The organism is Vibrio sp. M60_M70, from assembly GCF_037162085.1.
Taxonomy (GTDB): Bacteria; Pseudomonadota; Gammaproteobacteria; order Enterobacterales; family Vibrionaceae; genus Vibrio; species Vibrio diabolicus.
The window spans coordinates 2,658,750-2,673,410 of the sequence record NZ_JARLUL010000001.1 but is presented as its reverse complement, the minus strand read 5'-3'; the positions used below and the strand labels follow the sequence as shown (position 1 = coordinate 2,673,410).

Annotated in this window: 15 protein-coding genes and 1 pseudogene; 12 read left to right on the top strand and 4 right to left on the bottom strand. The window is 39.4% G+C overall.

Annotated features, from left to right (window positions below; translation table 11 throughout):
* Nucleotides 1–8: 8 nt before the first annotated feature.
* The 8 genes from P4S59_RS12435 to P4S59_RS12400 all read left to right on the top strand — a co-directional run bounded on the left by P4S59_RS12435 (nt 9) and on the right by P4S59_RS12400 (nt 7,185).
* Nucleotides 9–1,442 (top strand): Mur ligase family protein, encoded by a 1,434-nt coding sequence (locus tag P4S59_RS12435; protein WP_337168489.1) that lies wholly within the window; start codon nt 9–11, stop codon nt 1,440–1,442.
* Entirely contained in the window at nt 1,439–2,626 is a 1,188-nt protein-coding gene (locus P4S59_RS12430; RefSeq protein ID WP_337168488.1) for a D-alanyl-D-alanine carboxypeptidase family protein, read from the top strand. The genes P4S59_RS12435 and P4S59_RS12430 overlap by 4 nt, the downstream gene beginning before the upstream one ends.
* The gene (locus P4S59_RS12425; protein WP_337168487.1) at nt 2,623–3,459 is read left to right on the top strand and encodes an MFS transporter; all 837 of its coding nucleotides are present in this window, start codon (nt 2,623–2,625) and stop codon (nt 3,457–3,459) included. Before P4S59_RS12430 ends, P4S59_RS12425 begins: the two co-directional genes overlap by 4 nt.
* Before the next feature lie 1,152 nt (nt 3,460–4,611).
* A complete protein-coding gene (locus tag P4S59_RS12420; protein ID WP_337168486.1) occupies nt 4,612–4,971 on the top strand; it encodes a hypothetical protein in 360 nt (119 codons plus the stop codon).
* 49 nt (nt 4,972–5,020) lie between these two features.
* Nucleotides 5,021–5,764, top strand: a complete 744-nt coding sequence (locus tag P4S59_RS12415; RefSeq protein WP_337168485.1) for a HupE/UreJ family protein — start codon at nt 5,021–5,023, stop codon at nt 5,762–5,764.
* A gap of 19 nt (nt 5,765–5,783) precedes the next feature.
* Nucleotides 5,784–6,446, top strand: a complete 663-nt coding sequence (locus tag P4S59_RS12410; RefSeq protein WP_337168484.1) for a transmembrane anchor protein — start codon at nt 5,784–5,786, stop codon at nt 6,444–6,446.
* Nucleotides 6,447–6,531: 85 nt separating this feature from the next.
* On the top strand, nt 6,532–6,969 hold the full coding sequence (locus P4S59_RS12405) for a hypothetical protein (protein ID WP_337168483.1): 438 nt from the start codon (nt 6,532–6,534) through the stop codon (nt 6,967–6,969).
* Between the two features lie 36 nt (nt 6,970–7,005).
* Entirely contained in the window at nt 7,006–7,185 is a 180-nt protein-coding gene (locus tag P4S59_RS12400; protein WP_337168482.1) for a DUF1289 domain-containing protein, read from the top strand.
* A gap of 405 nt (nt 7,186–7,590) precedes the next feature.
* Here the strand turns inward: P4S59_RS12400 and P4S59_RS12395 are convergent.
* From P4S59_RS12395 to P4S59_RS12385, 3 genes and pseudogenes are all read right to left on the bottom strand, one after another.
* Nucleotides 7,591–7,783: pseudogene (locus P4S59_RS12395) on the bottom strand (hypothetical protein); the annotation flags it as partial.
* Nucleotides 7,784–7,843: 60 nt separating this feature from the next.
* On the bottom strand, nt 7,844–9,148 hold the full coding sequence (locus tag P4S59_RS12390) for a HipA domain-containing protein (RefSeq protein WP_337168481.1): 1,305 nt from the start codon (nt 9,146–9,148) through the stop codon (nt 7,844–7,846).
* 316 nt (nt 9,149–9,464) lie between these two features.
* Entirely contained in the window at nt 9,465–10,019 is a 555-nt protein-coding gene (locus P4S59_RS12385) for a hypothetical protein (protein ID WP_337168480.1), read from the bottom strand.
* A 1,016-nt stretch (nt 10,020–11,035) separates the two neighbouring features.
* Here P4S59_RS12385 and P4S59_RS12380 point away from each other — a divergent pair.
* The 3 genes from P4S59_RS12380 to P4S59_RS12370 all read left to right on the top strand — a co-directional run bounded on the left by P4S59_RS12380 (nt 11,036) and on the right by P4S59_RS12370 (nt 12,687).
* Nucleotides 11,036–11,197: a hypothetical protein gene (locus P4S59_RS12380; RefSeq protein ID WP_337168479.1), complete on the top strand. Its 162-nt coding sequence runs from the start codon at nt 11,036–11,038 to the stop codon at nt 11,195–11,197.
* A gap of 306 nt (nt 11,198–11,503) precedes the next feature.
* Complete coding sequence (locus P4S59_RS12375) at nt 11,504–12,211, top strand: hypothetical protein (RefSeq protein WP_337168478.1); 708 nt, start codon at nt 11,504–11,506, stop codon at nt 12,209–12,211.
* Nucleotides 12,212–12,354: 143 nt separating this feature from the next.
* On the top strand, nt 12,355–12,687 hold the full coding sequence (locus P4S59_RS12370; protein ID WP_337168477.1) for a hypothetical protein: 333 nt from the start codon (nt 12,355–12,357) through the stop codon (nt 12,685–12,687).
* Between the two features lie 22 nt (nt 12,688–12,709).
* On the opposite strand, the gene P4S59_RS12365 is transcribed toward P4S59_RS12370, so the two are convergent.
* A complete protein-coding gene (locus P4S59_RS12365) occupies nt 12,710–13,666 on the bottom strand; it encodes an IS110 family transposase (protein WP_033906599.1) in 957 nt (318 codons plus the stop codon).
* A 351-nt stretch (nt 13,667–14,017) separates the two neighbouring features.
* Here P4S59_RS12365 and P4S59_RS12360 point away from each other — a divergent pair, with 351 nt between their 5' ends.
* Entirely contained in the window at nt 14,018–14,596 is a 579-nt protein-coding gene (locus P4S59_RS12360) for a YecA family protein (RefSeq protein WP_337168476.1), read from the top strand.
* Nucleotides 14,597–14,661: the final 65 nt, after the last annotated feature.

Below are 14,661 nucleotides of genomic sequence, written 5' to 3'. Positions count from 1 at the left end.
GGTATCTCATGCTTTCAAACGTGATCTCAAATCAGTTAGAGACTCTGCGGTCTCTCGGTGTAAGGCAGTTTAAAACAAATAGTGCAGACGTGATTCCTGGAGACGCTTTTGTTTGTCGGCAGGGAATAACTTTGGATGGACATGATTACGCGATGAAAGCGATTGAGAAAGGTGCTTGCGCGATCATTGCTAACAAACCTATGCAGTTAAATGTGCCGATTATAATTACTGAGAGTTATTATCAGAGTTTGGCTTTGATCAAAGCTTATTTCAATCACCCTCATAAGGATATAACACATATTGGTGTTACAGGTACGAACGGTAAAACCACAGTTTCTCACTGCCTAAACCAAGCTCTAAATATTGACAATAGAAGTGCATATATTGGTACATTAGGTGCGAAACTGATTGATGTAGACCTTCCTTTAAACAACACCACTCCAGATGGTGTTACATTACTCAATATATTCAATGATATGAGATGTAATGGGATAGATTTTAATGTAATGGAACTAAGCAGTCATGCTCTGATACAGGATAGAGCAGGTTTTGTATCTCTAAAAGTAGGAGTCATAACGAATATAGGTCAAGACCATTTGGATTTTCATCGTACAAAAGATGGCTATGTTCAAGCTAAATTACAATTAATAGATCGAATTCAGTGTAACGGTACTTTAGTTCTGAACCTTGACGACCCTCATTCGTTAGCTGCTATGGAAAGAGCTTCTGGAAGAGTAAATGTCTTCTCTTTTTCGTTGAAGAATCCGATGGCAGATCTAGTTGCATCAGAGATAAGAACGACAGAGTTTGGTATGAGATTTAACTTATCTTTTGCTAAAAAGAGCGTAGAAGTTAATTCAAATATGCCTTTTCTTTATAATGTCGAGAATGCGTTGGCGGTCGCTGGAACGTTACTTACCCTTGGGTGGGATTTAAAGGGAGTCTCTACTGCTTTATCCAAAATTGTAATGCCAGAGGGCAGAGCACAATTTGTCAGTCTTGAAGATGGAAGAAAAGGTCTGATCGATTACGCCCACAATAGTGATGGCATAAAAGCTCTGCTTAGCTCTGTTCAGAGTATTGTTAAAAATAGATTAATTGTAGTGGTCGGTGTTACAGGGGATCGTATTCAGCAAGCCGCTAACATTGGAGAAATTTGCGCAGAGTATGCAGATTCAATAATTTTTACCTCAGACAACCCAATGGGGGTTGTACAAAGTGATATTTTCCGAGCGTTGAGTTCAAAAGTTGGTCACAAGCCACATTTTGAAATTAATGATCGAGTAGAAGCAATAAAGTTGGCAAAGCAACTGAGCGGTGAAGGCGATCTTATTTTGTTGTGTGGTAAGGGAGGCGAGACCTTTCAATACATTAATAATGGTAAGTGGCAAAAGCAGAACTATATAGGTGATCTAGCAGCGCTTCAGGAGAATACACTATGAGATTTATAAATTTAATAGTGATAATTGCGGCTGTAGTACACATTCCTTACTCAAGCGCAATTGTTATACCTAATCCACCTGAGATGGGTGCAAAAGGATATATTCTAATCGATTACAATTCGGGGAAGGTTCTCGCTGCGAGTAATGAGAATGTTCAACTTGCACCAGCTAGTTTAACTAAATTAATGACTGCTTATGTTGTAGGTCAAGAGATTGAAAGTGAACGCCTTTCGTGGAAATCTAGTGTCGTAGTTAGCAGGAAAGCTTGGTCTGCTAACTTCCCAGAGTCGTCTAAGATGTTTATAAAACCAGGGGATAGGGTCACAGTTAAAGAGTTAATGCTAGGTCTTATCGTACAATCTGGTAATGATGCCGCAGTAGCACTAGCTGAACACGTTGCAGGCACGGAAGATGCGTTCGTCAGTTTAATGAATGGTTGGGCGAAATCTCTTGGGATGTCTAACACCAACTTTGTTAATTCTCATGGTTTGGATGACCAAAATTTATTAACAACACCGAGTGACATGGCTAAGTTGCTAAGAGCAATTATTAGAGATGTGCCTGATGTGTATAGTCTTTATAAAGAGCGAAGCTTTGAATGGGCGGGGATACAGCAATATAATCGTAATAAGTTGCTTTGGGATAAGAGTTTAAATGTTGATGGCGGCAAAACAGGGTTTACCGAAAATGCTGGATATAGTTTAGCTTCTTCTGCTTTACAGGGCAGAATGCGATTAATTGCGATTGTAATGGGTACACCTAGTCAGCGAGCAAGAGTAAATGAGTCTCGGCAGTTACTAAATTATGGATTTCGATTTTTTGAAACGTTGCAAGTAGCTCAAAGTGATGAGGTTATATTTACTGCTAAAGTCTGGCAGGGCGATAAGGACAGTGTGCCAGTAATTTTTGATGAGGACATATACATAACCTTACCTCGAAATCAAGCTCCTAGTTTAAAGCAAGAAATAGAGATAGATGATTCGTTAAAAGCACCACTAAATCAGGGGGCGGTAATTGGTAGAGTGATTTGGACGATCGATGATCGAGAAATTAAAGTAGTGGATGTGAAAAGCGCAGAGAAAGTAGAGAGAGGGTCATTGCTCAAGCGCTTAAAAGACACGATTGTACTATGGCTCAGCGAACTATCTTCTAAAATCCAAAGTTTGTTTGGAGGCGCATTATGATCGAGGAAGTCACCTATTATTCATTATGGAAAAACGCTGCTTATGTTCGGTTGCTTCTTGCGCAAGTTATTTCTTTAATAGGGACAGGAATTAGCAATGTCTGCTTAGCGCTGTTGGCATATGAGTTAGCTGATAATGATGCGAGTAGTGTTTTGAGTATAGCATTTGCTCTTAAGATGGTTACGTACATTGTCATTGCGCCTATTTTTTCAACCTTAAGTCGCAGATGGCCTAAAAAACAAGTGCTTATGTTGCTAGATTTTTTTCGGGCGGGATTATTTATTCTATTGCCGTTTGTTGATCAAGTTTGGCAAGTTTACATGTTAATGTTTGCTATAAATGCTTGCTCTGCGGCCTTTACACCACTATTTCAAGCAACGCTTCCTCAGGTTGTGCCTAAAAAGACGGACTATGTAAAAGCTCTATCAATTAGTAGAGTCGCTTATGACCTTGAACAAATTCTAAGTCCAATATTGAGTGCGTTACTGCTAACTTACTTTAGTTTTAGGTATTTGTTTTGGATAGACGCTATAACGTTTGTTTTATCAGCTATCTTTATTTGTTTGTGCTTCATTCCTTCTGATCAATCTACACTTAAAAAAGCTGGTACCTTTAGCTGGAGAGGCTTGACTAGTGGTATATCAATTTATTTATTTAACCCATCATTGCGGGCTCTTTGGTATGCCTACCTAGCAGCTGCTGCGGCTAGTGCGATGGTTATTGTCAATACTGTTGTATATGTTCATGAAATTTTAAAGGGAGGAGACAGTGAAACGGCGTTAGCTATGTTATCTGTAGGGGGGATCGATGCTCGTGGCTATGACTTTACCTAGATTTCTTATAAAGAATACGCCTCAGAAATTTCATATGTGTGGTTTGTTTTTGATTTGTTTTGCTTTTTATTTTGGAGCACTGCTGCCAAATTGGCTTGGTTTTATTCTTATTTGCTTTTGCTTCGGTATTGGTATGTCATGTATTCAAACGACATCAGGTCTAATTATTACAGAAGCATCGAATGGTCAAGATGCAAGCCAACTATTTGCTGCACATTTTTCGTTGACTCATTTTTGGTGGTTATTGACGTATTTGGCTGCTGGGTTATCGGCAAGTTACTTCGGACTATCTGGCTCTTATTGGATTATGTTACTAGTATCGACTTTTAGTTGTATTGCATATATTGGTCACTATTTTTGTATTACACGTGCAAGAATAAGATGACTTCTATGCCAATAGCAACTTGTGCTCTGTCGTTCTATGTTTGATCAAAAAATCTAACTTAATAACTCGTGGCCTGGAAAGCGGATCACGATTCTTAAACCCTAGATTGGCTCTTATTTATAATGCATCTGCTGTTGCACTCACTTACACCAGCATTAATTGTACCGATATTTTTCGGCGCACTTGGAAATTTGCTTATCTCGTTATGATTGCAACAATGGTCATCTGAACTGATCATATCGTGGCGAATCTGATAATCCAAATCGAAACATTAGTCGCGAGGTAGGTATTCGTTTAATATGTGGGGTGCTTCTTTTTATGAACTAATCTCTTTCTAGGGCTATATTTTTGCTCTTTAGATACACGTAAAATCTTCTTCGCGTTGTGCGCTCTGACTAAGTATGCAGTAGCGGTAGGGATTGTGATCTTAATATCAGAGGTATTAAAAAGAAGCTACGAGGTTGGGCATTAATAGCTGCCCCACCGACATTAGCAATTCAGGCTTTTATTAAGTTGTGCCTTGAAGGATGATGGTTAGATAAACTTACCAACCATACGTAGTGTAAGCTTTGATATGTCTTGCCGTTGCAATATCCCATTCTTGATTCGAAGGTACACCTTTTGTCTTGCGATCGTATTTTGTGTATTGATAGTGTCGGTGCTGAAGAAGCATTGATTTAAAATTCTTGACTTGTAGTTTGTTTATTTTGTTATATTATAACACTTGTTGATTTATTGGATTTTCACTAGGCATTGAAACAGGCGATATGACTAAAGCTTTGAGATATACAATCAGCTTGTTAATGTTAGTGGTTATAACTACAGTGGCGACGTTATCCACGGTAAGTGACTTTCGCTCTCACAGTTTGAGTGGATTGAAGTTGAGTAGTCACAGTCACGTCTCCACTCACCTCGATCATGGTTATGATATTAACGAAAAAGCTGTTTACGAACATGATGCAAGCAGCCACAATCATATCAATGACAATGCTATGTTTAAACTTGGCTATCAGCTTTCAGCATTAGGTTTGCTCGAAACTTATGCCTATACTTTACATAGCGGATTGCCTATTCGTAACCCCTTCAAAATTGAACGGCCCCCAAGAACTCCATTCTTACCTGAATAATGGTCGCAAATCGCGTCCAATCAAATTTAATATAAATAATGGAGTTACTATGAACTTACTCTCTTTACGCGAAGTGAGTACGTTGTCTATCGGTATGGCGACGTCGCTTCGTAAGGGTATGCTTTATCTCATTCTCGCCTTACTCGTGGTGTTGAGCACTGATGTTTTTGCTCATGCAGTGGCACAGGGTGACAAAGGTTATATCCAAGAAATCACAGGCACTAATATCATTTCGTTTATGTATCTAGGTGCGAAGCACATGGTGACAGGATACGATCATATCTTGTTTCTATTTGGCGTAATTTTCTTCCTCTACAAAATGAAACATATCGCGTTGTATGTGAGCCTTTTTGCATTCGGACATTCGTCTACCATGCTGCTTGGTGTGTACTTTAATATTGGTATTAACAGTTACATTATCGATGCCATCATCGGGTTATCTGTGGTCTACAAGGCAATGGATAACTTAGGCGCGTTTCAGCGATGGTTTGGCGTACAGCCCAATACAAAGCTCGCAACCTTGTTGTTCGGGTTCTGTCATGGTTTTGGGTTGTCGTCGAAGATCATCGAATATGATATTTCTCCTGATGGATTAGTTCCTAACCTACTGGCGTTCAACATTGGTGTAGAAATTGGGCAATTAATTGCCCTAGGCACCATTTTGATTGTGATGGGCTTTTGGAGGCGACATACCAGCTTTTATCGTCAAGCCTACTCAGTCAATGTCGTTATGATGAGCTTGGGTTTCATGCTTATAGGTTATCAACTAACGGGCTACGTTGTTGCTCAGTAAAAAGAAAAAGGAATCAATCATGTACAACACAGATATGCCAAATCGTGTCGAGCTACCGAAAACCAAACAGCTTGTTCGTTCAACCTTTATTGCTCTAGGAACCGCTATTGTACTGCTCATCACAGTCATTCTACCTGCTGAGTACGCTCTTGACCCAACAGGAATGGGCAGAGCATTGGGATTAACCGAAATGGGTGAAATTAAGGCTCAATTAGCCCAAGAAGCAGAAGAAGACCAAGCTAATAGTGCAGTCGTAGCCGCCACTAAAGCGGTTCAAAACGAGCCTGTTAAAGCGGAACCTGAAGTAGCACCTCAACAACTTGAGATGTCTTCTACAAAACCTGAAGTTGCTGTTGCAATGGAGCCAGTTTGGAAAGACAAAGTTATGCTTTCACTGAAACCAGGCCAAGGTGCGGAAGTTAAGTTGGTCATGGAAAAAGGCCAAATTGCTCAATTTGAATGGACATCTAAAGGTGGCCCTGTCAACTACGACACTCATGGTGATGGCAATGGAAATTCGATTAGATATGAAAAAGGCCGTGGCGTACCTGACGATCAAGGTGAGTTAGAGGCTGCTTTCACGGGCAATCACGGATGGTTTTTCCGTAACCGTAACGACAAAACAGTGATGGTTATCCTGAAAACGAATGGTGATTACGCAGAAATGAAACGTGTTCTGTAATTAAGCTAAGTCTAGCCTCTGGATGGTACGCATCTAGAGGCTAATTCTTTGTTGGATTTGCCACTATATTAATGAGTTCTGGATTATGAAAGATGTAAAAGGTGTATTCCGCAATCTCGAAAAAATGCTTGAACAGGCGAAGTGGTTTAACGATGGATGGGAGATTTACAACCGAGGTAATTACCTTCAGCTCTATAAGGAAAACTGGTTTAACCATAATCAGGGCGGGATCCATTTTGAAACCTTCATAGAAACTCCCCAGATTAAGCAAAAGCAATTCCCCGTCTGTATGCATGTAGAGGAAGACTGTCCAAATCAAGCGGAGCTTATTCGTCAACTAATAGAACTAGAAGAAAACCGTATCTCAAGCTGGAAGGGGTATAAAATACTCGATACGAGTTATGGTGTCTGTCAAAGGACTTTACCACTGAACTTTAAGAACTTAGAGCAACGAATATTTGAAGAATTTAACCGACTAAGAACTTTGGAATCTAGTATCGAAAGAATACTACTGACGCTTTGATATTAAATACCCTTAAAATTGATAGAAACATACTATATGAAGAAGCAGAAGAGTCCTTGTATCAACCTATGTGATTTTTCAAGCCCTAAAGGGTGGTGCTTGGGTTGCGGTAGAACTCGGGAAGAATGCAAGAAATGGAAAGCAATGAAACCTTACGCCATAAACATACTTCAGAAGGAACTTAAGAAGAGACTGCTACAAATGAATGTCGAATAGACAGTATTACGAACAATCGCAATACCTGAGGTTATCCGTAATATTCTAAATTAGAAATGTCACTGACAAACTTTTGTCCAATTGTGAGCCATTATACCCGCAAGCTGACTGTACGATCACTGTCGTGATTAAGCATCGGATGTGTAAGATTGAGTATGAGTTACTGCACATCACATTATTACACATCAGCATTGCTAGTCTGCATTAGCTCCATTTCAGTAGTTTCACATTTTCATTAGACAACAATTGTGAAAGTTCAGTTAGTGACTCAAATAAAAAAGAGATTAAGACTCTTCATGTGTCACTTTTTCCTTCGGCAATACAAATTATACGTTTACTAGTAAGCTCTTCCGATAGAGTGCCGTTTTTGTTTTCATACCATCCCCACCTTTCATTGCCAACTACTCCCGTTTTTATTGACGTAATCACCTTCAATAAACCTATCGTGATAACTGGGTATTTGTCATTCATAAAACCGTTACTTCATCGCCAAATTTTATCGTTACAATATCGTTCTTATCAACACTTAACAGAGCGAAAGACTGCCTTGCCTCAAATCAAGAGTCGTATTACTTCCATTGGTTGTGGTTTCAGCCATCTTTCCCTCATTGTTAACGAGTATGTTTATAAAACGTGCAACAATTGTTAGCCAAGATGTTTACTTAATTGTTCTGTTTAACTTTTCGGCGATTTCAGTGGCATGTTGAAATATTGCGTCCTTTACTAGCGAAAACTCCTTTCCAGGAAATCGTTTGTCTATAGAGCTAAGTGCGTTAATGAATTGAGCGAGAAAGGCAGAGATGATTTCACGGCAGTTCGCATTGCTGATATCAAACTGATTAGCTGTCTGCTCTATATGCCGTAAGAAAATTTTGTTGATATGGTATTTATATCCCTTGGATGCTTTCATTCCCATCGATAACTTTAGCTTTCGCTTATTTAAGCCTCTAGTGCCGACAGCAGGGTAAGCCGATAGCAAATCGTAAAATGGCGTGAGTTGATAGCGTCTATTTGAATCAATATGCACAGAAAAGTTCTTGAGATGACCGTCAGTGGCACCAAGAAGACATTGCAAAACCATGAACTTAAAAAAGTCATGATTGTTCGCCTTTCTTTCCGCCGAGAGACTCAAAACATCAACAATTTTGGATACTCCTAGATTACTCTCCGATTGATATTTTTTATGTTCAGGCACACCTAAAATTTGGCAGAAATCTTCTTGGTGTCTACGAGACACGACTCCGTCACCAAAACATCGGTCGAACCGTTCCACAGCAAGAGCTTTAGCTCCTGATTCAGTCGCTATTATCTCTATATTGGGAACGTTAAAACCAAGTTCCTTGGCTATTTGGGTACAGATGAATTCATTCTCAATGCTTTTGCTCATATCTAGTACCGAGTTACTTTGTACAATCGTATCCATTGAATATTTAATAATGTGGCTACTCAGTGATTTCCCTTGAGGTACGTACCATTTACCGTTCAACTTAGTTAAAGTTGTTTTTTGCTGTGTCCCCGAAATACAAGGTCGATAATCTCCAAAGAAAGAGAGAAATGATTTACGTAGTGTAACGAGTTGATCTAATTCACTTATTGATATCTCTCGATATTGCCATCCAATATTTGGAGGTTCCTTGCTCCCTGTAAATGAAACGCCGCCAGTGCAATCGTGACCAATTTTGGAGAGTAAGGTGAATGCATCTATGGATTGCAAACCTACCGAGTGAGCAAGGCTCAATCGTTCTTCCATTAAATCAGGCAGAAGATTATGCATAAAGTTCAATGCATTAAATGATGAAACCTCTTCCTTTCTTAGTGGCAGACTTAACGAGATCGGGAAATTAGAATCGTATGCTAACCATTCATCAGAATATGAAAATGACCAGTTAGTCTTCGACTGTTGGATAAACTGTCCCACGAGCTTGTTGTTTGTTGCATATGCATAAAGTATAGAGTTGTGCAAATTAACTCCTGAACTACGCTGATTGGGTTATGTTTTTGTAGAAGGTAATGGCATTTTTTATAGCCATCATTTGGGCTTTGAGATCTAATCTATGACCTAGTTGTGACCAACCAGCAGATGTGTAAGAGTTAGTATGAGTTACTAAATGTAGACACATGCTGTTAATCGCCTCATTTAATTTTTATTTTCTTCAGTAACAAGCGACTTAGAGCTAATATATTACCTCTATAGTTGTGCTATTAATCATCAACTTTTACATTTACCATTGTTTTGGTATAGCCATTTTCAGTTAAGAGGCAAAAATAACACTCTGAAGTTACACCCTATTCGATTCTGAACGTAGAGTGTCGATTGTTAACATAAGGGCATTCAGCATTCCATTTAATTTCGCCGTCTCAAAGTTGACAGTTCGTGTTCGTTCTGCGATGACATTTTTAATTTTTGGAAAGCTTTCACTTAATTCTCTATATGCTTCGGCTTCTCCTGCTAGCTCTGTTTTTTTAGTCTGTACAGAGTCAATCTGAGCTTGTACATGTTCAAGCACCTCCGAGAACTCGTCTACATTGTAATTTCCAGTAATAGAAGGGCTAATACGACACCCTGACATTGGTACAATGGAAATTTTTTGATTCAATATTTTCACAAATTCGGGGTTTTGATCCCACTTCGGGGATAACTGTATAAATAGTCCCTCTTCTTTCAATCGACATATTTGTCGGTAAGCAATTTTTCTCAACTCTTTTTCATCAAACTTTTCGTAACCTATATCGATTTGCTTCATACGTGAAACGAAATCGTTGAGCGTGATCTTCTCATCACTCTCTAGGCAGTTGTATATGCTAAAGAAGGGTTCTCTTAATCGTACAGTCATTAGGGATGCCTAAGTAGATTATCGTATACCCAATATAATGGGTTGAAATGAAAAGATCAACGTAGGAAAAAGGGAAATCTAAAAGTAACTTCATCTCGAAGCATCTAAATATTAAAAACCATAAAAATGAATAAGATAGTCCGCGAGTTTGCAAAAAAGCTGCATACCCAAAGAGTCATAAAAAATATTTCCCAAGAGAAACTTAGTTTAGAGTGCGGTTTTAACAAGAAGTTAGTCGGCATACTGGAACGGAGCGAACAGAGAATAACATTGGAAAAAGTTTACATATTGGCTGCCCACTTAGACTGCTCAATATACGATCTTCTACCTTCTGAGGATCCAAACCAGATTGAAGAAATGATCAAAGTAGATAGAACACCTAAATAAAATAATATATTCAATAGCTTACTTAATGCATCAGTGTCAACGCCAGTCCTCTTGCCAAAAAGGCGCTAACTAGCATCGCGCGAAATTAACGGAAGATATGCACAATGCTTTAAAGCTAGTGTTTTCTATGATCGGTTATTTTACATAAGAAATCGAAAACAAGCTGCTATTCGGATAGAGTCTGTTACCTCGATGCGACAAGAGCCGACAGGTCGCCCTAAATCGGTTCTGCCCCTCTCTGTACTGGCAATTGAGAAGGTATCCCTCTCGCTTGCTTCGAACCTAGTAATTTCCCTGATCAAAAGCTATCCGAAAGGAGTTTGGGTAACAGCATTTTTCTGAAATTATAAGGCATCATGCAATCTAATCTCTGTTAACTTTCGTTAACATATTGTTTACGAGTTAAAGTAATATTAAAAAGGTTGCCTTATAAGAATATGAAAGACGGCTAAAAGCCGTACATAAAACGTTATATCTAAGGTCACATTGTTGAACTCTTCAGAAAGGTAACAGTTGCCTAGTTATCAATATTCAGATAGCTTCATAATGTTTGCGGGTAGCCGTAGATGCCCGTAAAGGTGTTCTTTAATACTGCAAACATTCACCCTAAAGGGTGGTTGAGAGGTAAAATGTCAGAAGATAATACTCTACTGATGATTTTCCTTACTTTTGGTTTCGTAATGAGTGCGTTACTTTTGTTGTTTTTTGTTGAAATCCCAGTCAACAATAAAGAAGTAGCAATCGCATTTTTCCAATCGCTAGGCTCGATATCATCAAACATCACTAAGTAGAACTTCTCATTTTGAAAATACCTTTCAGACTGGTTGTAAATAGTACCTAGCTATTCGACACGTCTACTATTTTTAGCGTGGTAGCAGGAGAGATACGTCTCAACCTTTTTCGGGGCTTACAGCCGAAAGGAGTGTATTGACCCCGAACTCTCGCCTTTCAATTAGATATAACAAAGCGTTTAAGACGGATTCACAACGCTTGGCATTTTTGGTTTGCTTCGAATTTAGTGTTTACGGCACAATGCTTTAAGTGCTGTGGGCTGCGTTGCTCACCACTTAATGCGGCGTTATGCAAATGGGATTACTATGATTCGTGAAGTTGAAATTAATCAAAACCACTTTTTCTCGATATTTGCAGATGCAGTATCTTTGTATGATCTGTCGTTGAATGCTGATAGTAGTGACTTGTCTTCTAGGCTCGCTAAAACGAGTATTCTCTCAGTCAACTATGCTCTGGAAGCTGCGGCAAACTCATGCCTTGAGTCTCTTGAATTAACTGAACCGATGAAAGACAAGATCGACAGATTTTCGACTATCGACAAGTTTGACTTCGTCCTGCAATGGCACAACGGTGAAAGTCTTAAGAAAGGAGATAAACATGTCCAACAAATTAGGTCATTGGTCAAACTTCGAAATGACCATGTACATCCCAAAGTAAAATCGATAAGTAAAAAAGTAAAGTCAGAAGCTTTTAACGACAAAATTAGTTATAAGCACGTTGAGATTGAAAGCGATGCCCATCCTTATTCACTCGATGGTGTTGATTTATATACAAGCTCTCATGCTTTGTTAGCTTTACAGTATCTAGTCGGTTTCCTAAATAAATTCGTGATTGAGTGGTGGGGTATATCTTTGGACTTTTCAACAGAGATGTTCATTACTTCATGGGATGGTTCGACTACAGCAGACCGATACTTATATTCAGTGGATGACTTAAATATAGTTCTCAAACATGAGCACGCATTTCGTTTTAAGTTTCTAGGGCTACATGGGATACGTGAGCAATTTGCATAACAAACTGTTCAAGAGGGATTCGCAACGGGTGGCATTTTTACTATGCGTTGAATTTAGTGATTAAGGCGGTATGCGGCGGCTTTTGTATTGCGTTGCTCACCCCTTAACGGGGCGCTATGCGGTTTGAGGGGTAAGGAGCATCAATGGAACACGTAAAGCAGATTTTGGATTCAATTGATCAGGCAATTAAACGTCTGGTTTCTCCTGTTGCGATGCTTGTTGGTGCAGCATTACTTGGAAATGGTCTTGATAAACCCGAAACAAGTGAATTTGGGATATATTTCCTCATGATTTTACTTAGCGTCGGTGCCGTGGGTTATATGTTTTTTTCTGGTCGAGAGGCAATCAATACGTTTAAAGAATTGCCAATAAGTCGTTGGAAAGTAGCAATATTAACGGTCTATTTTATGTTGATTTACCTAGTGTTATGTGTTGCAGCTGTTAAGTTGGGCTTTGACAAGTTACCCACCGCATAACAAGAGACTATGGCGTCAATAGTTAATTTTTGAGGCTATCTGTATCCCACATAACACCATCTCTTAGCATTGAATTTAAGATAACAACCATCTTTCTCATGCAGGCAACAATGGCAACTTTTTTCGGTTTTCCTGCCGTAAGTAGTCGTTCATAAGTTGCTTTGAAAACAGGGTTGCATTGGATAGCCGACATCATCGCCATATACATAACGGTCCTAACTTGAGACCGCCCTCCTTGTATCAGCCGCTTACCTTTAAAGCGGCCACTTTCTCTTGTTATTGGTGCGACACCAATGAGAGAAGAAGCTTGTTTGTTAGTGATAAAGCCCAGCTCGGGTACATTACTAATTAGGGAGGCAGCAAGGACTTTACCAACACCAGGCATGCTTTGGAGAATAGTATTTTTGGCTTGATACTCAGGACAACTCTCAATCAGTTTCGCTATCTTTGCTTCTACTTTTTCAATCTGATTTTTCAGGGCGGTAAGGATAGGGGTAATCGTAGACGAGATATTCTTAGGTAATATTTGTAGTCGGTTTCTTTCCATGGTTTGCATGGTGAGTAGCTGGTTACGCCTTGTGACTAAGTCACTCATAAGGCGTATGTTTTCGCTTTTTAGTTTGGTCAGTTCTGGCTGAACACGTTCGGCATAATGTGCGATGAGAGCGGCATCTAAACGGTCGTTCTTAGCTCGTTGACCAATGGCACCAGCAAACCTTTTAATACGTAGTGGGTTGGCAATAACATAAGGTAATTTGGCTTTGTCACAGGCGAGTATAAAAGGCATTTCTAATCGACCTGTAGCTTCGATGACGACACGTTGAGGTTTGTGTTTCTTAATGGTTTTTATGGCATCGCTGATGCCTTTTTCGGTGTTCGGGACAGTGAAGTAAATATCGAGTGGTCGGATGTAGATGTCTAATTGTGACTTACCAGTATCAACGCCGACATTAATGTTTTGAAGTGTGTTTGTATTCATAATAAGCTAACTCTTGCTTGCAAATGCGGGCTCGAGACCCAGAAGACTATTCGAGTGTGGTGCTTGGAGTTCTATCTGGCGTTCGTACTTGTTACCGGTCTCTCAATTGAGGAGCCATCGTTCAATCGAACTACCAGATAGAAGAACTTTAGTTGCAGCTAAAGTCTGGGTCTCACCTTACCCGATTGGAGTACTTATTATCCATACAAATTGTTCAAGAGTGATTCGGCACGCGTGGCATTTTTACTATGCGTTGGTTTTAGTGGTTAGGGTGTTATGCGGAAGCATTGGCATTGCGTGCCTCACACCTGAACAAGGCGTTATAGCGATTGTTGAGCTAGGAGTATTAGTTTGCAGTATTTTGATTTGCCAGATTTAAGTAGTGATTTGCTAAAGAAGCTAAGGGTGAAAGACTTAGTAAAGATTCCAGTGAGTCCCGATGTAGATGCTTTGCCAAAAAATTGTTTAAACAACGTTAATTCTTATATCGAAAAGCATGGCGGTTGCGTACAACTGGGATGGATTTTTTCTTGCTTGGGCAATATAGCAATTAAAATGACCGCTCATGCTGTTGTTAAGTTACCTGACAACTCATTAATCTGCGTTACGCCAAATGAATATCGGTCAGGCTTATTAAAGTTTGCACCAGATAATTCAGTGGAAAATATGATTAATGACAACTTTCTTCCAACTAGATTTGTAGCTTTGATCGACGACCAATCTTTAACAAACTACATTGGTATTGAAGTTGAACAGGATCAATTGAGGTTGCATAGTAAAGGTATTGTAGCTGCCTCTGACTTACAGCAGTTTCACATGCGGGCATCTTTGCTTTATCCAGCCATTTTAAACCTAGCCAAAAAACACACTGGTAAAAATGATCGATGTTATTGTGGTTCTGGGAAAAAGAATAAAAAGTGTTGCGGATAAATCGTTATAACAAACTGTTCAAGATGGATTCGCAACGCGTGGCATTTTTGCTATGCGTTGACTTT

Excerpts from the sequence above, each read along its gene's own strand:
- P4S59_RS12435 (WP_337168489.1), top strand. The coding sequence starts at position 9 with ATGCTTTCAAACGTGATCTCAAATCAGTTAGAGACTCTGCGGTCTCTC.
- P4S59_RS12430 (WP_337168488.1), top strand. The coding sequence starts at position 1,439 with ATGAGATTTATAAATTTAATAGTGATAATTGCGGCTGTAGTACACATT.
- P4S59_RS12425 (WP_337168487.1), top strand. The coding sequence starts at position 2,623 with ATGATCGAGGAAGTCACCTATTATTCATTATGGAAAAACGCTGCTTAT.
- P4S59_RS12420 (WP_337168486.1), top strand. The coding sequence starts at position 4,612 with ATGACTAAAGCTTTGAGATATACAATCAGCTTGTTAATGTTAGTGGTT.
- P4S59_RS12415 (WP_337168485.1), top strand. The coding sequence starts at position 5,021 with ATGAACTTACTCTCTTTACGCGAAGTGAGTACGTTGTCTATCGGTATG.
- P4S59_RS12410 (WP_337168484.1), top strand. The coding sequence starts at position 5,784 with ATGTACAACACAGATATGCCAAATCGTGTCGAGCTACCGAAAACCAAA.
- P4S59_RS12405 (WP_337168483.1), top strand. The coding sequence starts at position 6,532 with ATGAAAGATGTAAAAGGTGTATTCCGCAATCTCGAAAAAATGCTTGAA.
- P4S59_RS12400 (WP_337168482.1), top strand. The coding sequence starts at position 7,006 with ATGAAGAAGCAGAAGAGTCCTTGTATCAACCTATGTGATTTTTCAAGC.
- P4S59_RS12385 (WP_337168480.1), bottom strand. The coding sequence starts at position 10,019 with ATGACTGTACGATTAAGAGAACCCTTCTTTAGCATATACAACTGCCTA.
- P4S59_RS12380 (WP_337168479.1), top strand. The coding sequence starts at position 11,036 with ATGTCAGAAGATAATACTCTACTGATGATTTTCCTTACTTTTGGTTTC.
- P4S59_RS12375 (WP_337168478.1), top strand. The coding sequence starts at position 11,504 with ATGATTCGTGAAGTTGAAATTAATCAAAACCACTTTTTCTCGATATTT.
- P4S59_RS12370 (WP_337168477.1), top strand. The coding sequence starts at position 12,355 with ATGGAACACGTAAAGCAGATTTTGGATTCAATTGATCAGGCAATTAAA.
- P4S59_RS12365 (WP_033906599.1), bottom strand. The coding sequence starts at position 13,666 with ATGAATACAAACACACTTCAAAACATTAATGTCGGCGTTGATACTGGT.